The following is an 18,168-nucleotide window of genomic DNA, read 5'->3' as shown; positions in this document are numbered from 1 at the left end:
TTATTCCTTCTTCTCGCTGCTGACGGTTTTCGCGCTTGCCTGCTTCGTCGGCTATTACGTGGTCTGGAGCGTCACGCCGGCGCTGCATACGCCGCTGATGAGCGTCACCAATGCGATTTCCTCGGTGATCATTGTGGGCGCGCTGATTGCCGCCGGTGCGTCTGCCGTGTTCGACGCTTCCAAGATCTTTGGCCTGCTGGCCATCGCGCTGGCCGCCGTGAACATCTTCGGCGGCTTCCTGGTCACGCAGCGCATGCTGGCCATGTACAAGAAAAAAGAAAAGAAGTGAGGGCCGCGCCATGCCGATCCAGATAACCGCGCTGCTCTACCTCGTCAGCTCCATCCTGTTCATCCTGGCGCTGCGCGGGCTCTCCTCGCCCGAGACCAGCCGCAAGGGCAATTTCTACGGCATGACCGGCATGGGCATTGCCGTACTGACCACCATCGCCAATCTCGGTGCGCTGGCCGACACCATCGTCTGGGTGCTGGTCGCCCTGGTGATCGGCGGTGCCGTCGGCACCGTGCTGGCCCGCCGCATCCAGATGACGGCGATGCCGCAACTCGTTGCCGCCATGCACAGCCTAGTCGGCCTGGCCGCCGTGCTGGTGGCTGCGGCTGCCTTCTACAATCCGGCGCCTTACGGCATCGTCAATGCCGCCGGCATGATCACCGTGGCGGCGCGCATCGAGATGTCGCTCGGTGTTGTCATCGGCATCATCACCTTCTCCGGATCGCTGGTGGCCTTTGCCAAGCTGCAGGGCCTGGTCTCGGGCAGCCCGGTGATCTTCAAGGGCCAGCACATCCTGAACGCCCTGATCGGCCTGATCATCGTCGGTCTGGTTGTCGCCTTCTGCATGAACCCGAGCCGCGAACTGTTCTGGGCGGTGACGGTGCTGGCGCTGATCGTCGGCTTCACCATCATCATCCCGATCGGCGGCGCCGACATGCCCGTCGTCGTCTCGATGCTGAACAGCTACTCGGGCTGGGCTGCGGCCGGCATCGGCTTCACCCTGCAGAACCCGGCGCTGATCGTCACCGGCGCGCTGGTCGGTTCGTCCGGCGCGATCCTGTCCTACATCATGTGCAAGGGCATGAACCGCTCGCTGTTCAATGTCATCCTCGGCGGCTTCGGTGGCGACACCTCGGCGGCCGCTGGCGGCCAGAAGGTCGACCGTCCCTACAAGAAGGGCTCGGCCGATGACGCTGCCTTCATTATGAAGAACGCCGGCAAGGTCATCATCGTGCCGGGCTACGGTATGGCGGTCAGCCAGGCCCAGCATGCGCTGCGCGAGATGGGCGACAAGCTGAAGGAAGAGGGTGTGGAAGTGAAATACGCCATCCATCCGGTGGCGGGCCGCATGCCGGGGCACATGAACGTGCTGCTGGCCGAGGCCAATGTCTCGTATGACGAGGTGTTCGAGCTGGAGGAGATCAACTCCGAATTCCAGACCGCCGATGTCGCATTTGTGATCGGCGCGAATGACGTGACGAATCCGGCCGCCCGCGACGACCCCAAGAGCCCGATCTTCGGCATGCCGATCCTGGACGTCGACAAGGCCAAGACCGTGCTGTTCGTGAAGCGCTCGATGGCATCCGGCTATGCGGGCATCGATAACGAGTTGTTCTACAAGGACAACACGATGATGCTGCTGGCCGATGCCAAGAAGATGGTCGAGGACATCGTCAAGGGCCTGTAAGTCTTAACGACCCGTCCCCTTAGGTGAGCCGCGGCCCGGAGCGACCCTCCGGGCCGCTGTGTTTTGGAAGCGTTTTAAAACCGGCAGAATCCGCTTTTCGCAGGCCGGGGATGTGGTAAACAGGCCCCATTCGAAAACCCGCACCCGCCATGACCTCCCGCAAGACCCGGACGACGACCTTTGTGCATCGCGATGACCTGTCGCGCGAAGGGAAAGCCGTGGCCGAGGTGCTGGATTACACGCACAAGAATCTCGAGAACGCCAATTTCGAGGGCCGCTCGCTGCGCCGCGCCAAGATGGTGGGCAGCAACCTGCGCTCGGCCCGCATGGCGCGCGCCAACCTGGCCGAGGCCGATCTGTTCGGCGCCGATCTGGCCAATGCCGACCTGCAGAACACCGACCTGACCAAGGCGGTGTTGCGCGGTGTGAATCTCAAGGCCGCCAATCTGAACAACGCCATCCTGGTCGATGCCGATTTCCGCGGCGGCCTGATGATGAAGCCGGGTGGGCAGGAGCGGGTGGGCGTGGACGTCTCCGACCTGAGCGACTGCTTGCTGGAATATGCCACTGCCTCGCGGGCACAGTTCGCCGGCGTCGATCTCAGCGGTGCGTCACTGGTGGGCGCCGATCTCACGGGGGCGAATTTCTTCGGCAGCAACCTGCGCGGCGCGGACCTCTCCTATGCCAACCTGACCGGCGCCAATCTGAACGATGCCCGCCTGGTCGGCACCCGCATGGTGGGCGCCAATCTGAAGGACGCGCAGATCGTCAACGCCACGGTGGAAGACGTGGTGGCGACTGGCGCGAATTTCTCCAATGCGGTGATCCGTGGCGTCGACACCCAGCGGCTGCAGAGCCAGGAAGAGCGCCTGGTCGGGCCGGCGGCCTATGCCGCCCAGCTGACCGAAGCGGTCGAGCAGCACCGCATCTGGGTCGAGACCCATGGCAAGAAGGGGCGGCAGCTCAACCTGTCGGGCCGACGCATCGCCTATCATGATTTTTCCGGCCTGGTGCTGGATGGCGGCGATTTCGCCGATTGCGATCTGCGCGGCACCAAGTTCAAGGGCAGCAGCCTGCTGCTGGCGAATTTCACCCGCGCCAATCTGGCCGGGGCCAGCTTCGCCGATGCCAAGGTGGCCGGCGTGCGCTTTATCGAATCCAATCTGCGCTGGAGCGATTTCTCGGCCGCGCAGTCGGGCCGCATGCCGATCTATCTGGCCAGTGGCCGGTTCAGCGGCCGTCATGTCGCCACCGACTTCACCCGCGCCCGCCTCGATGCCGCCCGGCTCGATGGCTTCGATCTGCAGGACTGCGTCACCGACGCCAAGTAAGTCCTGAGCCAGGTCCGTCTAAGCCGGCCCGCGTTTGGCCGCCCGTACGAAATCCGCATGCTGCAGACCGCAATAGTAGGGTTCGCCCTGCTCGGGGAAGGCATTGAGCTTGGCGTTGTAGCAGCGATGCTGGAAACCGTGCTTGTCGGTCAGCGTGATCAGCGTGGGCTTGTGCCGGCCTTCCTCGCCCTCGCGCGGACCGGTTAGGTAGAAGGCGACGCGGTTGATCGGCTCGCCCAGCACCCGCAGGTTCTTCAGATGCGTCAGCCGCTCGCTCACCGCGGTAAGGAAGGTCTCGGTGTTGCACAGATTCTGCCCCAGCCCCAGCGGCCGTTCGAAATCGCCCATCACGATCTGGTCGTCCTGCGCGATCTCGATCAGGCGGGCAACCTGGATCGTCACGTCGCCGACGATGAAGGCGCCGCCATTGCCGCCATCCTTGCGCGGCTGGTGATAGAGGAAATGGCTGCCGATGCTCATGCACAGCCGCAGCACCGGCACACTGCCGGGCACTGACGCCGTGCGGCGCAGCGCCGAGAACAGGATCTGGAAGATGGCCACCGCGCAGAACAGGTCGATATCGGCGCGCAGGCCCTGGCGCTCGTTCCACACATAGAAGCCGTCGCCCGTGGTGGTGCGGCCGAAGGTGACGGCGAGGCCATTGGCCTGCGCCATCTCTTCGGCGAGGTTGAGCGAGAATTCCAGCGTCGAGAGCTGGGCTGCCTGCAGTTCGGGCGTGGTCTTGGAAAAGCCGACGATGTCGATCAGCAGCACGGCGCGATAGGGCGTCTTGCTGACCGTGAACAGGTTGAACACCTGCTCGACCAGCGCCGGCGCAATCTCGCCCGGCCCGGTGCCTACCTTTGTATCCAGCCGCAACTCCATGGGCTGGCTGTCGAGCAGTCGGGCGGCATCGTCCAGCTCCGGCCCGCTCATCAGGTTGCCGGCCGACAGCGTGGGCAGGTGACGGGCATGCTCGCCGAACAGCCGGGCCTTGGGCACGGTGATGATCTCGATGCCGTTGCGGCTCGGCCGCCAGCCGACCAGCGCGTTGCTGCCAAAGCGCCAGAGATCGAAAAAGATGCCATGCAGCTGCCGCCGCAGGGCTTCCTCCCGGAATGCGCTATTCGTTGTCATATCAGGCAGGGCCCACCCCTAGTGATGGCGGTTTGGATAGCCGCATAGGGCCTGTGGATCAATGCAAATCCGTCGCAGAAGCGCCCAGGTTGCATTTTCCGGCATGCAGCCGGGAACTTATCGGCCGGATTTCCGTTTGGGCGAGTGGACTTGTGTGCCAGGGCGGCGGCATCTTTGGGTGTCGTCAGCCTTGCAGGAATGGGAAAACTGCCTATCTTAGGTTTTGTCATTCTACTTCGGACTGCCGGCCTGCTACCCCCTCGATCATTTCGGACGGGTCCAGACCTCTGCCATCCTGGACATAGTCTGATGCGCCCCACATGGGTGGAGTGCGACCTACCACTGAACGAGGACAAAGCACATGGCCACCGGCACTGTGAAATGGTTTAACAGCACCAAGGGTTACGGTTTCATTCAGCCCGAGAGCGGCGGCGCGGACGTGTTCGTCCACATCTCCGCCGTTGAACGCGCTGGCATGAGCGGCCTGAACGAAGGCCAGAAGGTTTCCTTCGAGGAGCAGCGCGATCCGAAGCGCGGCAAGACCTCGGCGGTGAATCTCAAGGCCGTCTAAGCCGTTTCGCGTATTGAGTAAGAGGGGGCGTCCGGCGACGGGCGCCCCTTTCCCTTTGTTGAAGTTCTGAAGAAGTCCCCAATCTTCTGTGAGTGCCGGAGCAGCCAGTCATGGCCAAGAAGCCCAAGATCAACCCCAACGCCACCTTCATCCTGTTCAACGTGATCTATGAAGACGGCGCCCAGACCTCGAACCGTCGCGTGCCGCCCGAACTGGTCGGTGGCCTGGACGGCGAAGGCCCGATCAAGGCTTTCATCGAAGAGCAGGATCGCGACATCGCGCTGAAGTCCGGCCGCCCGCGCGGCCCGATCAAGACCATCACCCGCGTTCCCGGCCAGTAAGCCTAAACACTCTGGCGCCTGCGCCTTTCGATGGCCTCATGCAGGGCCTGCAGGAAGGCCGAGCGCTCCTTCTGCGAAAAGGGCTTCGGCCCGCCGCCCACGCGCTCGGTGGGATTGGCGTCGCGCAGCTCGGTCATCAGGTTCCGGCTGGCCAGGTCCATGCCGATCGAGCTTTCGGTGAAGACGCGGCCCGTCGGGCTCAGCACCACCGCACCGCCCTTGACGCCGCGCGCCGCCAGCGGGATATCCGCGGTGATCACGATATCGCCGGGCTTGGCCTGCTCCACGATCCAGTCATCGGCCTTGTCCAGGCCGGATTCGACCACCACCAGCCGCAGCCAGTCGACGCGCGGCACGTTCAGCCAGGCATTGGCCACCACGATCACCGGCACGCCGTGGCGTTCGGCCACCTTGTAGACCTCGGCCTTGACCGGGCAGGCATCGGCATCGACATAAACCGTCAGCATGGCCGCTTTATGCCATGCCGTGATAGGATCGCGCCATGAGCAAGGCTTTCACAAAAGAGACCGATTCCGACCCGGATGACGATCTGGAAGATGCCGCCCCGCCGATTCCGGCCGGGTCCAAGAACTACATCACGCCGGCCGGGCTGCACCGGCTGCAGGCCGAGCTGCGCCAGCTGAAAACCGTCGAGCGGCCCAAGGTGGTGGAGATCGTCTCCTGGGCGGCCGGCAACGGCGACCGCTCGGAGAATGGCGACTATCTCTACGGCAAGAAGCGGCTGCGCGAGATCGACCGCCGCATCCGCTTCCTGCTGAAAAGGCTCGAGATCGCCGAGCCGGTCGACCCCAGGCTGCAGAAGAACCGCGAACAGGTCTTCTTCGGCGCCACCGTCACCTATATCGATCCCCATGATGCGGAAAAGACCATCCGCATCGTCGGCATCGACGAGGCGCGGATCGAGCAGGGCGAGGTGAGCTGGATCGCGCCCGTCGCCCGCGCCCTGATGAAGGCGCGCGAGGGCGACATCGTCGACCTGCGCACGCCGCATGGCATCGAGCAGATCGAGGTGGTGAAGATCGCCTACGAAAGCGGGGGAGACGACCAATGACCACCATGAAGGCCGTGCCGGTGAAGCTGGCCGATATCTATGTGCCGGCCAAGTTCAAGGGCCTGCTCGATCCCGCGAAAGTGCAGACGCTGTCCGACCAGATCGTCACCGACGGCGGCATGACCGTGCCGATCCAGGTGCGCCGCGACGATGCGCAGAAGCGCTATGTGCTGATCGCCGGACTGCACCGGCTGGAGGCCATGCGCAGTCTGGGCGAGGCGACCATCAACGTCTACGTGGTGGCGGCGCGGAAGTTCTGACGGCCTAAGCGTCCCTCTTATTCCGAACCGTCATGCCCGGGCTTGGCCCGGGCATCCACGAGTGTCTTTTTTAAAACCAAAGCGTGGATGCCACGCCCAAGGCGTGGCATGACGGGGTATGACCTATGACGCCATCATCATCGGCGCCGGCGGCGCCGGGCTGTTCTGCGCCGCGCAGGCCGGCCAGCGGGCAAAGCGCGTGCTGCTGCTCGATCATGCCGCCAGCCCGGGCGAGAAGATCCGCATTTCCGGCGGCGGGCGCTGCAACTTCACCAATCTGCATGCCGGGCCGAACGACTTCCTGTCGCAGAACCCGCATTTCGCCAAATCGGCGCTGAAGCGCTACAGCCAGCAGGATTTCATCGCGCTGGTGGATAAACACGGCATCGCCTGGCATGAGAAAACGCTGGGGCAGCTCTTCTGCGACGGCAGCGCCAAGCAGATCATCCAGATGCTGCTGGACGAATGCGCCAAAGGCGGCGTCACCATCCGCCTCTCCACGCCGGTCGCCAGCGTGACGAAAACCGACAGCGGCTTCCGCGTCGACAGCGCCAGCGCAGAATCATTCACCGCCGCGCAACTGGTGATCGCCACCGGCGGGCCGAGCATCCCGAAGATGGGCGCCACCGGCTGGGGCTACGAGGTGGCGAAGCAGTTCGGCCTGAGCGTCGTCCCGCCGAAGCCGGCGCTGGTGCCCGTCACCTTCGATGCCAAGGATGCGCAGACGTGGGACGGCATGGCCGGCGTCGCGGTGGAGGACGCCGAAGCGACATGCGGCAAGGCCAGGTTCCGCGAGGCGCTGCTGTTCACGCATAAAGGCCTCAGCGGGCCGGCGATCCTGCAGATTTCATCCTACTGGGAACAGCTCGGGCGGAAAGAACCGGTGGTGCTGAATCTGCTGCCGGGCCGGGACCTGTTCGCGCTGTTGAAAGCGGCGCGGGCCGAGAAGCCGAAAAGCGATCTGGTCACCGTGCTGGCCGGGCTGATCCCGAAACGGCTGGCCGAGCGCATGGCGGATATTGCCATCGCCGAGGGCCGCATGGCCGATCTGGCCGATGCGCGGCTGCGTGCGGTGGCAACGACCGTGCAGGACTGGCGGCTGACACCCGGCGGCACCGAGGGCCATGCTAAGGCGGAGGTGACGCTCGGCGGCGTCGACACCGCTGCGCTGTCCTCGCAGACCATGGCCGCGAAAGCCGTGCCGGGCCTGTATTTCATCGGCGAGGTGGTGGACGTCACCGGGCATCTCGGCGGCTTCAATTTCCAGTGGGCCTGGTCATCGGGCCATGCCTGCGCCCAGGCTTTGTAGGTCGATCTTTTTTATTTTTTGTCATGCTCGGGCTTGGCCCGAGCATCCACGCGTTTTTTAAGGAAGACGTGGATGCCCGGCACAAGGCCGGGCATGACAGTTGAGGGTAAAAGCCTGTATCGCCCCCTTCTTATCCCGCCGTCGCCGCCCTCTGCTTGTCCAGCTCGGCGGCCAGCGATCCCGGCACGATCTCGGGCATGATCTGGCGGGTCTGGAAAATCTCCACGCTCTCGAATACCGGCTCGCGGAAATACGGATCGCGCGCCAGATGCGCGTCCAGCGCGGCGCGGTCGGGCATCTCCAGCACCATCAGGCTGCCGACCACGGTGCCGGCCTCATCCATGAGCGGCCCGCCGTATTTGAACGCGTCCGTGCAGGTGGCAATGAATTCCAGATGCGCGGCGCGCCATTTCTGGCGCATGCCGCTGCCGGGGCGGTCCTTGGCATGAACGACGAACAGCATGGCTCTCTCTCCCTCATGGTCTGTCGGATGGTCTGATCATCTGTCGATAGCATGCCGCGCCATATTCGTCAGCCGCCTGACGGATTTGTGAGGTCTGTACCCTCGCGCAACCTTCTCCGGCCCGATGCAACGCTGCGTTTCACGCAGGCCCGGAAATACAAGGCCAGAAATCCGGGCCCGGAAATACAGGGCGTATATGCAGTGCGACAGCGCACAGCCTGCACCGAAGCCGCGCGGTAAACCGGTTGCGATACGGATTCACCACATTTGCGCATAGGATTTTCGCGTTACAACCGAATCATGGAGACCCCTATGCGTCACGAGTCCACTGTCGACCGCTACATCAATCTTCTGCTCGCCACCCTGAATGACCGGGGCTTCTTTGTTGAACAGGACCCTGATCTCTCGCGCTGGCGCCGTTGCCTGGAAAGCATGCCCGGCATCGTCGGCATCAATTCGACGTATGATCCGGCGCATCACGATTTCCAGCCGGGCGGGCCGCAATACTGGCTGCGGCTCTCCACCATCCCCAATCATCCCGCCCATGGCATGAGCAAGGACAGCACGCTGGCCGCCGTCATCGCCTTCCGCCTGATCGACACCGGGCCGGGCGGCTGGATCGAATGGCTGCGCAGCGGGCGGCTGTTCTCGGAAAAGCTGACGCCGCTCGGCTCGGCCGAGATCCTGCAGCCGCGCGAGTGCAACTGGACCGGCCGCATCGGCCATCATGGCGGGCTGGTGGTGGCGCAGGGCTTCCGCAGCCGGCGTCTGGCCTATCTGCTCACCCATCTGGTGCGGGCGGTCAGCATCAAGCGCTACGATGTCGATTACCACTGCGGCCTGGTCTACGAGAACCTGTATCGCGGCGGCGTGCCGCTGCGCGCGGATGGCTATGGCTATGCGCGGGCCGACCTGGCGATGGAGGGCTTTGTCGGCGCCGTCGGCCGCACGGCCCGCATGTACACCACGCAGATCGACCGCGCCGGCATGCTGGCGCAGATCGAGGCGGGTCCGCTGTCAACCATGCTGGAGCCGGATATCACCCAGGCGGCGTAGCCGCCATAACATCACGCAGGCGGCGTAGCCGCCTTCGGCCTCAATGCGTGACAGCGGCGAGCGGGACACCCGGGGTGAGGGGACGGATCAGCGTCACCACCCGGGTGACCTGCCCGTTGGCGCCGAAGAAGGGGAACATGGCGCGGTTGTAGACGCGCACGCTCATCGAGATGGTGAAGAAGGCCGGCCGGCGCTCGGCCACCACGACGCTGTAGGTCTGCTCGGCGGCGATGCGCGCCGGCGCCTGCTGGATCGCGCCCAGCGTCAGGTTGTCGGCATCCTCGCCGTCCAGAACGAAGGGATGATGGTCGAAATCGATGATGCGCCAGGCCAGCACATTCTGCGGCCGCGTGTCGATCACATGCACGGGATCGGGCGAGAACAGGCGGCGCATCTCGGCCGTGAAGGACGGCACCGCGCCCTCGGTGCGATCCTGGCTCCACAGCGCCTCGGCCAGGCTGGCCTTGCCATCGCCGCGCAGCACGTCATTGGACTTATGCCGGTCGACGCGGACCAGGGCATGTTCGGAGGATACATAGATCGACTCTGACGTGGACATCATCATTCCGTCTGCGCGTGGAGGCCGGCCGGCCAAGGCTATTTCTTCTTGCGGGCCAGCGCCGCGGCATGCCGCAGCGCCGCGATGCTGGCATCGGGGGTGTCATCCGCCTGGGCGTGGCGGTCGAGATAATACTGGATCAGCGTGTTCCGCTGCAGCGCCGAGAGCGGCAGCTTCAGCCGGCGCGCCTCGGTCAGCGCGAACAGGTCGGCATAGGCGAATTCGATCATATGGCCGTCGCGCTGCTCCAGCCCGTCATGCAGCAGGCGCAGATACTGCCGGTCGTCGCCCGAGAGATTGGCGGTGTAGTCGCGGCCGCTGAAGGCGGCGGCGGCCGGCGCCGGCTCCTGCCGCGGCCGGCGCTTTTTCTGCTGTTTGGCCAGCGCCTCCAGGACAGTGGCGCGCGCCTCGGGCGCAAGCTGGGCGAAATCGGCCAGCAGGGTGGTGGCCTGCTCGGCATCGATGGCATCGGCGGGCAGGCGCAGCACCAGTTGCCCATTCTCGTTTTCGGCCGTGATCAGCAGCATCTGTGAAGCATCCCCGTTGAGACGCACAGCATACTGAACTCGTCCCGCGCCGTCGATATGGCAGGTTGCGGCGGCGGTAGGATCGGAAGCTGTTGGTTGTAACTGCAGCGGGCGGGAATTTCCCGGGAATGCATGCGATTTTATTCAGAGAAAAGTCCGAAGGCATGACTAAAGCCGGGGAGAAAGCGCGAGTTATACACAACGCAATATAGAGCGGGAGCGCAGTGTTATCACCAGGCTGACCACGTCATATCTTCCCCATAAGAAGAAGGGAAAAGGTCGTGGTCTGTATTTTTAGTTTTATCAAAATTCATTACCTCGAAATCAACATCAATATTCTTTAAATCAGTTTTTAGTTGTTTGAAAATTTGAGTGAAGTTGTGTTCATCGCGCTCGGCATAAATCGCGAGCATGGCTACGTCCGGCCTGACTCTTTGAGCAAGGTCATATATTTTCTTTAGCTCTTTCTCTGTAACTCCCGCGTAGCTTGTTTTGACTTCTGTCATGAAAACTTGACCGTCAACAGACGCTAATACGTCTATGTCAGTAGGTGGGTTGGGATCATTGCGGCTACTGACATTTACGGAGGGAATAAAACAGAAAGAGTTATTGGCCCGTTTATATAATTGATTGAGGCACCAAATCACTGATTCTTGGGCTGAAGTGGAATTAAAGGCGTGTTGCAGGAATGGGTTAAGTCTAAAATTAAAGGACGTGCTAACTGGGGCGGATTCTTTAGATTGGCAAACGTCGCATAATTGGAAAGGCTTCAAATTCTCAAGGGAAACCCAATTCTTGTGTTGGCACACACCGCACGTCCATCCGTGGCCCTGTCTCAGAAATCCGCGATCACGCAAATACGTTACGGATTTCGATAATTGAGGAGCCACCGCATTTTGCGATAGAAATTCTCCACGCTGAGGCGTCGCTTTGGCAATCTGCTTTGCCCAACTAACAAGCCCCTCAAAATTTGTAAAACCGGAATTTCCCTGGGACGAAAGATACGATCTTGCGACAAGTTCGAGTGAACGGCGTGCAAGCCATTCAGGGTTCGGGTTCGCATCCTTTGTGTATTCTTCAATTTCTGTTGCGAGTTTTTTGATTTTTTCTGGATTTTTCGCGGGCTCACTAGGCGAGAGTTTAGATATAACGTCTAGCCAGTATGGGTTTGTGAGGAAGATAAGTGCTTCGGGCAAAGATCTGAATAACTGCAGTACCCCTAATAAATCCCGCCCTTTGTCTGATATTCCTGCATCGGAGAAATTATAAAATGTATCTGGTGTGCTCTCCTGATCTTCTTTAGGCGCGGCCCAAGATTTAAAGCGAAGAGCGTAGCTAAACGCTCCAAAATCTGAAGGCAAGTTGAGTGTTTGGCGTGGCCATGCGCTGCAGTCCCAGACGGTTAAGTCTCCGAGGGCGGTCGGCCGTGTATATTGCGGGAAATAAGGCTGCGAATCTCTGCCAGAGAGAGCAATTGTAATTGCTTTATCCAATCTCAGCCGGCGTGGAAAATTCCAAGTGTGTGGAACGTTATAATATTGGGAATGATTTTCTGAACGCTCAATGGACAAATCTAGTGCCCAAATGCCACGGCTAAGCGCGTTTTCGGGAGTGAGCGTGAGGTGATAAGGGCGAACTAAGGGCAGGTGTATTTGATTGTTAGCGTATCTTTCATTTTGAGAGTTAGTGGGTGCGGGCCAAATCATTGGCTTTCTGCCGGGAGTGGCGACGGATATTTTTGATTTAATTACCTCATGGCAATCATCAAAAACCTCAGAAGGCTTAAGATTTTTTGAGGACATCATTACTCTTTGAGGCATCGATAATTTCGATTGAACCTCTGCGAGTTGATCGGGAAGTAGAGAGCTAGATTTTACAATAACATGGGGGGCTTGATTCCCGTTAATGCGATGACGATTACGTATTGATATCCATTTCTTCAGCCAATCTGGGCAACTGCTCTGAAATCGAGTAGCTGATAGCCGCATAACTGGAATATCTGATTCAGTATCAAGAGAGCGATATTTGTGCTGAGAATTCCAGTAGAGGAGTCGATCGTCTAGCTCGTCACCTACGACAATTGTGAGGTGGTCATTCCAACTTTTCCGCCCCCTTGCTAGAGGGTATATATATCCACATAGGGTATCAGATAGCCGATTCATCGACAGAACGTCATAGCTCTTTGTTATGGTATTGAAGTATTCGTCTTTATCTATGAGTGTTATTTTTTCGCTATCATGGTTCTTGGGTATTTCTGTCGAATATTGAAGCCTGTAGGCGTGTGGCAGAAGTGACGTGAAAATGTGACTTCCAGTCGCGCTTCCAAATGTATCTTGTGTGTCTTGATCCGTATTGGATGGCCATCCTGCGTCTATGACCCTCGGTAAATCATGGCCGCGCATCTGTGCGTGGCGAGAAAATAGTGGGACTAATGAGGTTGCTTGAAGTAAATCTTCTTGCCCATGATATCCTGGCCAGAAATTTAAATGATTTTTGGTGTCTTCTATATTTTTCGAATGGAATGAGATTGCTGCGGGCGCAAATGTGTATGATAGGCGTTCATATAAAGAATCGTCTAATTTGGCGTAAGAATATATGAGGTCAGCATCCCATAGCTCCAACAGTGACCAATACGCTAAGTCCAATTCTGAACCGTTCGTCGGAATTATGGGCGTTCTGCGTCCTCCCCATCGGGACTGACACTCTGCGAAAAGGGCTGTGATTAGTGCGGGTGGAGAGTCCGGCGGAATCAGGTACGCTAAACGCGTAGGTCTAGGAACCGCGCGGTATGATAGTGGTTTACTAGTTGTCCACATTGCTTTCCCCCGGCAGATCAACTTTATTTGGAATGCAGTTTAGAGCCATTCCCTTTTTTGTGAAAAGGGATGGTGTGGATATCATAGGGAAACGGAAACGCCATGGCCTCTGCGGCCCAAGACATCACCGAAGGGGCAACCTTCGATTACATCATTGTCGGTGGCGGCACGGCTGGCACTTTGCTGGCCAACCGGCTCTCCAAAGACCCGAAGAACAAGGTGCTTCTCATCGAGGCCGGCGGGCGCGACAACTGGATCTGGTTCCACATCCCCATCGGCTATCTGTTCGCCATCGGCAATCCGCGCGCCGACTGGTGCTACACCACCGAACCGGTGCCGGGCCTGAACAACCGCTCCATCGGCTATGCGCGCGGCAAGGTGATCGGCGGCTGCACCGCGATCAACGCCATGGTCTACATGCGCGGCCAGGTGCAGGATTACGACACCTGGGCGCAGATGGGCCTCACCGGCTGGGGCTGGGACGATGTGCTGCCCTATTTCAAACGCCACGAGGATTTCCACGGCGGCGCCTCCGAGCTGCATGGCGCCGGCGGCGAATGGCGCGTGGAAAAAGCCCGCGTGCGCTGGGACCTGCTCGATGCCGTGGCCGATGCCGGCGCGCAGATCGGCATCCCGAAAACGGATGATTTCAATCGCGGCACCAACGAAGGCTCGGGCTACTTCCAGGTCAACCAGAAGAAGGGCATGCGCTGGTCGGCGGCCTCGGCCTTCCTGGCGCCGATCATCGACACGCGCGGCAATATCGGGCTGCTGTCACGCGCCCATGTCGAGAAAGTGGAGTTCGAGACCGCCACCGATAGCGGCCGCCCGCGCGCCGTCTCGGTGATCGTGGCCGATGATTTCGAGCGCAAGCGCATCAAGGCGCGCAAGGAGATCATCCTGGCTGCCGGCGCCATCAACTCGCCGCAGCTTCTGCAGTTAAGTGGTATTGGCCCTGCAGGCCTGCTGAAGGACCACGGGATAGATGTGGTCCATGATGCGCCCGGCGTGGGCGAGAACCTGCAGGACCATCTGCAGCTCCGCCTGATCTACAAGGTCAGGAACGCGCGCACCATCAACGGCGCCGGCCTGTTCGGCCGTGCGCTGATGGGGCTCGACTATGCGATCCGTCGGCGCGGCGCGCTCACCATGGCGCCCAGCACGTTCGGCATGTTCACGCGCTCAAGCCCTGAGCATGAGACGCCGAATGTGGAATTCCATATCCAGCCGCTGTCGCTCGACAAGTTCGGCGATCCGCTGCATGGCTTCCCGGCCTTCACCGCCAGCATCTGCAACCTGCGGCCCACCAGCCGTGGCCATGTGCGCATCAAGTCGGCCGATCCGCATCAGGCGCCGGCGATCCAGCCCAACTATCTCGACACCGAGGCCGACATGCAGGTGGCGGTCGACAGCCTGAAACTGACGCGCCGGCTGGCCGCCGCGCCGGCGCTGGCCAAATACCAGCCCGAGGAATACCTGCCCGGCGCCGATATCCGCACCGAGGCCGACATGCGCGTCGCCGCGGGCCAGATCGGCGCCACCATTTTCCATCCGGTCGCCACCGCCAAGATGGGCGTCGACAGCGATCCGATGGCGGTGCTCGATGGCCGCCTGCGCGTGCGTGGTGTCGATGGCCTGCGCGTGATCGACGCCTCGGCCATGCCGCTGATCCCGTCGGGCAACACCGCCTCGCCGACGCTCATGATCGCCGAGAAGGGCGCCGAGATGGTGCTGGAGGATAACCGGGGTTGATGGGCCGCCGGTCGCGCCTTACCTGAAGGGGAGCGCGGTTGGCGCACCGCCTGACCCGCTGGCCCGCGGTGGCCGGGATTGGCGCGGATTGGCTGGAATTGGCCAGAGTTGGTCAACATTGGTCGAGATTGGCGCGTCCTTGGCATGCCGCTGGCCGGACTTGGATGCCGCTGGAACGGAAACGGCGGCCCGGATGCCCGGACCGCCGCTGTTTGAAATCCCGATAACGCGTTGAGTTACTTGATGCCAGCCGCGCGCACGATGCCTTCGGTGATCATCTTGGCGGCCTCGTCGGGCCCGACCCAGCCGGCCGATTTGACGAACTTGCCCTTCTCCAGGTCCTTGTAGTGGACGAAGAAATGCTCGATCTGCTCCAGCAGGCTGGCCGGCAGGTCCTTGTAGGTCGTCACGTTGGTGTAGAAGGGGTGCAGCTTGTCGACCGGCACGGCGATGATCTTCTCGTCGCCGCCGGCCTCGTCTTCCATCTTCAGCGCGCCGATCGGGCGCGAGCGGATCACCGCACCGGCCACCACCGGCACATGGCTCACCACCAGGATGTCGCAAGGGTCGCCGTCGCCGCCCAGCGTGTGCGGCACGAAGCCGTAATTGGCCGGGTAGAACATGGCGGTGTGCAGGAAGCGGTCGACGAACAGCGCGCCGGAATCCTTGTCGAGCTCATACTTCACCGGCACGCCGCCGGCCGGAATCTCGATCACGGCGTTGAGGTCATAGGGCGGGTTCTTGCCGACGCTGATGCGGGCGATATCCATGGTCGTGGTCCTTCGGACTCTGCAGGGGGTGCGGGCGTCTTTTTCGCAAATGCAGCAAAAAACGCAACTGCTTGATCCCTAATATTTTCGTCGCAGTCGGGGCCATGCGGTGACTATGATAGGACCTCTGGTTCCGGGGGGAGTATGCATAGGGAACGCAACGTCAAGATTCTTGCCACGCTGGGGCCTGCCTCCAGCAGCCCGGAGCGCATCAGGGCCCTGTTTGAGGCCGGCGCCGACGTCTTCCGCCTCAATTTCAGTCACGGCACCCACGAGGATCATGCCGCCCGGGTCCGGGATGTGCGCGCCCTGGAGGCCGAAACCGGCCGGCCGATCGGTCTGTTGGCCGATCTGCAGGGGCCGAAGCTGCGAATCGGGGCCTTCCGGGATGGTGCGGTCGAGCTGCAGAACGGCCAGGCCTTCCGCCTCGACCTGCAGGCCGGGGCTGGCGACATCACCGGCGTGCAGCTGCCGCACCCGGAAGTGCTGGGCAGCCTGAAGCCCGGCACCGAACTGCTGCTGGATGACGGCAAGCTGCGCCTGAAGGTCACCGGCGTGGGGCCGGGATGGGCCGAGACCCGCGTGATGGTCGGCGGCCGGTTGAGTGACCGCAAGGGCGTCAACCTGCCCGATACGGTGGTGCCGCTGTCGGCGCTGACGCCCAAGGATCGCGCCGACCTCGACTTTGCCCTGTCGCAGGGTGTGGATTGGATCGCGCTCAGCTTCGTGCAGCGGCCCGACGACCTGCGCGAGGCGCGCAGCCTGATCCAGGGCCGCGCGGCCCTGCTGGCCAAGATCGAGAAGCCCTCGGCGGTCGAGAGTCTGGACGAGATCGTGCAGCTCTGCGATGCGCTGATGGTGGCGCGCGGCGATCTGGGCGTGGAGATGCCGCTGCAGGCGGTGCCGGGGTTGCAGAAAAAGATCGTGCGGCTGGCGCGCCGCGCCGGCAAGCCTGTCGTGGTCGCCACCCAGATGCTGGAAAGCATGATCAAGGCGCCGGTGCCGACGCGCGCCGAGGTCTCGGATGTGGCCACGGCGGTGTATGACGGCGCCGATGCCATCATGCTGTCGGCGGAGTCGGCCTCGGGCGATTTTCCGGTTGAGGCGGTGCGCACCATGAACAGCATCGCCATGCAGGTGGAGCGTGATCCGCTCTATCGCGGCATCATGGATGCCGAGCACAACAATCCGGAGAACACGCCATCCGATGCGATCACCGCGGCCGCGCGCCAGGTGGCCGAGACGATCAACGCCGCCGCCATCGTCACTTATACGATGTCGGGTTCGACGGCGCTGCGCGCTGCGCGCGAACGGCCGCGCTCGCCCATCCTGTGCCTGACGCCGCTGCTGGAAACCGCGCGGCGGCTCAGCATCGCCTGGGGCGTCAACGCCGTGGTGGCGGCCGATGCCATCAACTTCGCCGACATGGTCGAGAAGGCGACGACCGTGGCGCGCCAGAGCGGAATGGCCAAGCCCGGCGACAACCTGGTGGTGACCGCCGGCGTGCCCTTCGGCTCACCCGGCAACACCAATGTGCTGAGGATTGCCCGCGTGGAGGCCGGCTGATGCCGACGATCCTGCTGCTCATCGGCTCGAATGTGCTGATGACCTTTGCCTGGTACTGGCACCTGAAATACCAGGAGCAGGCGCTGTGGAAGGTGATCCTGATTTCCTGGGGCATCGCCCTGTTTGAATACTGCCTCGCCGTCCCGGCCAACCGCATCGGCTATACCACCGGCGGATTCTCGGCGGCGCAGCTTAAAGTCATGCAGGAAGTGATCACGCTGGCGGTCTTCGCCGGTTTCGCGGTTTTCTATCTGGGCGAGGGGCTGCGCTGGAATTACCTGGCCGCCTTCCTCTGCCTGGTCGGCGCGGTCTTCTTCATCTTCCAGAAGTAGGCGACGCCTACAGCTCCTTGGCGTCGATGCGGCGCCGCAGCTCTTTCAGCTTGTCGGGGCCGTCGTTCAGATGCGGATTGGCGGCCATCGCCCGGCGATAGGCGCGCAGCGCCTCTTCCAGGTTGTCCAGCCGCTCCATGATCAGCCCCAGGCCGGAGAGTGCGCCGAAATGGCGCGGCTCCAGTTTGAGCGTGCGCTCGATATCGGCGACCGAGCCGGGATAGTCACCAGCCAGAAACCGCACGGTGGCGCGCTTGTTGTAGGCTTCGGCGAAATCGGGCTTCAGCTCGATCATGGCGCTGAAGATCTCGACCGAGCGCCGGTAATCGCCCTTTTCCATGACGGCGATACCGCCCTGCATCAGGGCGTCCAGCGTATCGGAGTCGCTCTTGGACCAGGCTTCCCAGATCTTGCGCTCGGTCTGGCGCGCCTCAATGGGATTCTGGGTTTCCTGCAGTTTCTCGAACAGGCTGTCGAGGACGGACTGCGCCGCGGCCGGCTGCGCCAGCATCGGCGCGAGCAGGAGAAGCAGGGCAGGAAGGAACCGCAACCGCATGGGCCAATGCTAGGTCCGCCGGGCGCGGCCGGCAAGAGCGGTTTTTTTCACAA

19 protein-coding genes and 1 pseudogene are annotated in these 18,168 nt (G+C 61.8%); 12 read left to right on the top strand and 8 right to left on the bottom strand.

Going from position 1 to position 18,168, the window contains the following annotated elements; all coding sequences use genetic code 11:
- Positions 1-7 precede the first annotated feature (7 nt).
- The 3 genes and pseudogenes from AC1RRT_RS02300 to AC1RRT_RS02290 form a co-directional block, all read left to right on the top strand.
- Positions 8-289: pseudogene (locus AC1RRT_RS02300) on the top strand (proton-translocating transhydrogenase family protein); the annotation flags it as partial.
- A 10-nt stretch (positions 290-299) separates the two neighbouring features.
- Positions 300-1,697, top strand: coding sequence for an NAD(P)(+) transhydrogenase (Re/Si-specific) subunit beta (locus AC1RRT_RS02295; protein ID WP_493012035.1), 1,398 nt, complete (start codon positions 300-302; stop codon positions 1,695-1,697).
- A gap of 149 nt (positions 1,698-1,846) precedes the next feature.
- The gene (locus tag AC1RRT_RS02290; RefSeq protein ID WP_493012034.1) at positions 1,847-3,028 is read left to right on the top strand and encodes a pentapeptide repeat-containing protein; all 1,182 of its coding nucleotides are present in this window, start codon (positions 1,847-1,849) and stop codon (positions 3,026-3,028) included.
- Between the two features lie 18 nt (positions 3,029-3,046).
- On the opposite strand, the gene AC1RRT_RS02285 is transcribed toward AC1RRT_RS02290, so the two are convergent.
- Positions 3,047-4,165 carry a hypothetical protein gene (locus tag AC1RRT_RS02285; protein ID WP_493012033.1) on the bottom strand — a complete coding sequence of 373 codons (1,119 nt, stop codon included), beginning with the start codon at positions 4,163-4,165 and terminating at the stop codon, positions 3,047-3,049.
- 361 nt (positions 4,166-4,526) lie between these two features.
- Between AC1RRT_RS02285 and AC1RRT_RS02280 the strand changes: the two genes are divergently transcribed.
- Together AC1RRT_RS02280 and AC1RRT_RS02275 are read left to right on the top strand one after the other, a co-directional pair.
- On the top strand, positions 4,527-4,736 hold the full coding sequence (locus AC1RRT_RS02280; protein ID WP_492981714.1) for a cold-shock protein: 210 nt from the start codon (positions 4,527-4,529) through the stop codon (positions 4,734-4,736).
- Between the two features lie 110 nt (positions 4,737-4,846).
- A complete protein-coding gene (locus tag AC1RRT_RS02275; RefSeq protein WP_493012032.1) occupies positions 4,847-5,077 on the top strand; it encodes a hypothetical protein in 231 nt (76 codons plus the stop codon).
- 2 nt (positions 5,078-5,079) lie between these two features.
- Here AC1RRT_RS02275 and AC1RRT_RS02270 read toward each other — a convergent pair whose 3' ends face one another.
- A complete protein-coding gene (locus tag AC1RRT_RS02270; protein WP_493015120.1) occupies positions 5,080-5,541 on the bottom strand; it encodes a YaiI/YqxD family protein in 462 nt (153 codons plus the stop codon).
- Between the two features lie 38 nt (positions 5,542-5,579).
- Between AC1RRT_RS02270 and greB the strand changes: the two genes are divergently transcribed.
- The 3 genes from greB to AC1RRT_RS02255 all read left to right on the top strand — a co-directional run bounded on the left by greB (position 5,580) and on the right by AC1RRT_RS02255 (position 7,718).
- Positions 5,580-6,149: a transcription elongation factor GreB gene (greB, locus tag AC1RRT_RS02265; protein WP_493012031.1), complete on the top strand. Its 570-nt coding sequence runs from the start codon at positions 5,580-5,582 to the stop codon at positions 6,147-6,149.
- Positions 6,146-6,409, top strand: a complete 264-nt coding sequence (locus AC1RRT_RS02260; RefSeq protein WP_493012030.1) for a ParB N-terminal domain-containing protein — start codon at positions 6,146-6,148, stop codon at positions 6,407-6,409. The genes greB and AC1RRT_RS02260 overlap by 4 nt, the downstream gene beginning before the upstream one ends.
- A 118-nt stretch (positions 6,410-6,527) precedes the next feature.
- Complete coding sequence (locus AC1RRT_RS02255; protein WP_493012029.1) at positions 6,528-7,718, top strand: BaiN/RdsA family NAD(P)/FAD-dependent oxidoreductase; 1,191 nt, start codon at positions 6,528-6,530, stop codon at positions 7,716-7,718.
- 130 nt (positions 7,719-7,848) lie between these two features.
- On the opposite strand, the gene AC1RRT_RS02250 is transcribed toward AC1RRT_RS02255, so the two are convergent.
- Positions 7,849-8,181: a YciI family protein gene (locus tag AC1RRT_RS02250; protein ID WP_493012028.1), complete on the bottom strand. Its 333-nt coding sequence runs from the start codon at positions 8,179-8,181 to the stop codon at positions 7,849-7,851.
- A 312-nt stretch (positions 8,182-8,493) separates the two neighbouring features.
- Between AC1RRT_RS02250 and AC1RRT_RS02245 the strand changes: the two genes are divergently transcribed.
- Positions 8,494-9,237, top strand: coding sequence for a hypothetical protein (locus tag AC1RRT_RS02245; RefSeq protein WP_493012027.1), 744 nt, complete (start codon positions 8,494-8,496; stop codon positions 9,235-9,237).
- Between the two features lie 40 nt (positions 9,238-9,277).
- Here the strand turns inward: AC1RRT_RS02245 and AC1RRT_RS02240 are convergent, their stop codons facing one another.
- From AC1RRT_RS02240 to AC1RRT_RS02230, 3 genes are all read right to left on the bottom strand, one after another.
- Positions 9,278-9,796, bottom strand: coding sequence for a hypothetical protein (locus tag AC1RRT_RS02240; protein ID WP_493012025.1), 519 nt, complete (start codon positions 9,794-9,796; stop codon positions 9,278-9,280).
- A 38-nt stretch (positions 9,797-9,834) separates the two neighbouring features.
- The gene (locus AC1RRT_RS02235; protein WP_493012024.1) at positions 9,835-10,323 is read right to left on the bottom strand and encodes a hypothetical protein; all 489 of its coding nucleotides are present in this window, start codon (positions 10,321-10,323) and stop codon (positions 9,835-9,837) included.
- A 230-nt stretch (positions 10,324-10,553) separates the two neighbouring features.
- A complete protein-coding gene (locus tag AC1RRT_RS02230; protein ID WP_493012023.1) occupies positions 10,554-12,968 on the bottom strand; it encodes a hypothetical protein in 2,415 nt (804 codons plus the stop codon).
- Positions 12,969-13,241: 273 nt separating this feature from the next.
- Between AC1RRT_RS02230 and AC1RRT_RS02225 the strand changes: the two genes are divergently transcribed.
- The gene (locus AC1RRT_RS02225; RefSeq protein ID WP_493012022.1) at positions 13,242-14,891 is read left to right on the top strand and encodes a GMC family oxidoreductase; all 1,650 of its coding nucleotides are present in this window, start codon (positions 13,242-13,244) and stop codon (positions 14,889-14,891) included.
- Positions 14,892-15,127: 236 nt separating this feature from the next.
- Here the strand turns inward: AC1RRT_RS02225 and ppa are convergent, their stop codons facing one another.
- Complete coding sequence (gene ppa, locus AC1RRT_RS02220) at positions 15,128-15,661, bottom strand: inorganic diphosphatase (RefSeq protein WP_492981705.1); 534 nt, start codon at positions 15,659-15,661, stop codon at positions 15,128-15,130.
- Between the two features lie 144 nt (positions 15,662-15,805).
- Between ppa and pyk the strand changes: the two genes are divergently transcribed.
- Together pyk and AC1RRT_RS02210 are read left to right on the top strand one after the other, a co-directional pair.
- Positions 15,806-17,227, top strand: a complete 1,422-nt coding sequence (pyk, locus tag AC1RRT_RS02215; RefSeq protein WP_493012021.1) for a pyruvate kinase — start codon at positions 15,806-15,808, stop codon at positions 17,225-17,227.
- Positions 17,227-17,559, top strand: coding sequence for a DMT family protein (locus AC1RRT_RS02210; protein ID WP_493012020.1), 333 nt, complete (start codon positions 17,227-17,229; stop codon positions 17,557-17,559). The genes pyk and AC1RRT_RS02210 overlap by 1 nt, the downstream gene beginning before the upstream one ends.
- Before the next feature lie 7 nt (positions 17,560-17,566).
- On the opposite strand, the gene AC1RRT_RS02205 is transcribed toward AC1RRT_RS02210, so the two are convergent.
- Positions 17,567-18,115 (bottom strand): tetratricopeptide repeat protein, encoded by a 549-nt coding sequence (locus tag AC1RRT_RS02205; RefSeq protein ID WP_493012018.1) that lies wholly within the window; start codon positions 18,113-18,115, stop codon positions 17,567-17,569.
- Positions 18,116-18,168: the final 53 nt, after the last annotated feature.

This window comes from Ferrovibrio sp. GW821-FHT12B10 (genome assembly GCF_058807515.1).
This window is presented reverse-complemented; position numbering and strand designations above follow the sequence as displayed.

Excerpts from the sequence above, each read along its gene's own strand:
- AC1RRT_RS02205 (WP_493012018.1), bottom strand. The coding sequence starts at position 18,115 with ATGCGGTTGCGGTTCCTTCCTGCCCTGCTTCTCCTGCTCGCGCCGATG.
- AC1RRT_RS02295 (WP_493012035.1), top strand. The coding sequence starts at position 300 with ATGCCGATCCAGATAACCGCGCTGCTCTACCTCGTCAGCTCCATCCTG.
- AC1RRT_RS02240 (WP_493012025.1), bottom strand. The coding sequence starts at position 9,796 with ATGTCCACGTCAGAGTCGATCTATGTATCCTCCGAACATGCCCTGGTC.
- pyk (WP_493012021.1), top strand. The coding sequence starts at position 15,806 with ATGCATAGGGAACGCAACGTCAAGATTCTTGCCACGCTGGGGCCTGCC.
- AC1RRT_RS02260 (WP_493012030.1), top strand. The coding sequence starts at position 6,146 with ATGACCACCATGAAGGCCGTGCCGGTGAAGCTGGCCGATATCTATGTG.
- AC1RRT_RS02280 (WP_492981714.1), top strand. The coding sequence starts at position 4,527 with ATGGCCACCGGCACTGTGAAATGGTTTAACAGCACCAAGGGTTACGGT.
- AC1RRT_RS02290 (WP_493012034.1), top strand. The coding sequence starts at position 1,847 with ATGACCTCCCGCAAGACCCGGACGACGACCTTTGTGCATCGCGATGAC.
- AC1RRT_RS02245 (WP_493012027.1), top strand. The coding sequence starts at position 8,494 with ATGCGTCACGAGTCCACTGTCGACCGCTACATCAATCTTCTGCTCGCC.
- AC1RRT_RS02250 (WP_493012028.1), bottom strand. The coding sequence starts at position 8,181 with ATGCTGTTCGTCGTTCATGCCAAGGACCGCCCCGGCAGCGGCATGCGC.
- greB (WP_493012031.1), top strand. The coding sequence starts at position 5,580 with ATGAGCAAGGCTTTCACAAAAGAGACCGATTCCGACCCGGATGACGAT.
- AC1RRT_RS02275 (WP_493012032.1), top strand. The coding sequence starts at position 4,847 with ATGGCCAAGAAGCCCAAGATCAACCCCAACGCCACCTTCATCCTGTTC.
- AC1RRT_RS02235 (WP_493012024.1), bottom strand. The coding sequence starts at position 10,323 with ATGCTGCTGATCACGGCCGAAAACGAGAATGGGCAACTGGTGCTGCGC.
- AC1RRT_RS02255 (WP_493012029.1), top strand. The coding sequence starts at position 6,528 with ATGACCTATGACGCCATCATCATCGGCGCCGGCGGCGCCGGGCTGTTC.
- AC1RRT_RS02225 (WP_493012022.1), top strand. The coding sequence starts at position 13,242 with ATGGCCTCTGCGGCCCAAGACATCACCGAAGGGGCAACCTTCGATTAC.
- AC1RRT_RS02210 (WP_493012020.1), top strand. The coding sequence starts at position 17,227 with ATGCCGACGATCCTGCTGCTCATCGGCTCGAATGTGCTGATGACCTTT.
- AC1RRT_RS02285 (WP_493012033.1), bottom strand. The coding sequence starts at position 4,165 with ATGACAACGAATAGCGCATTCCGGGAGGAAGCCCTGCGGCGGCAGCTG.
- ppa (WP_492981705.1), bottom strand. The coding sequence starts at position 15,661 with ATGGATATCGCCCGCATCAGCGTCGGCAAGAACCCGCCCTATGACCTC.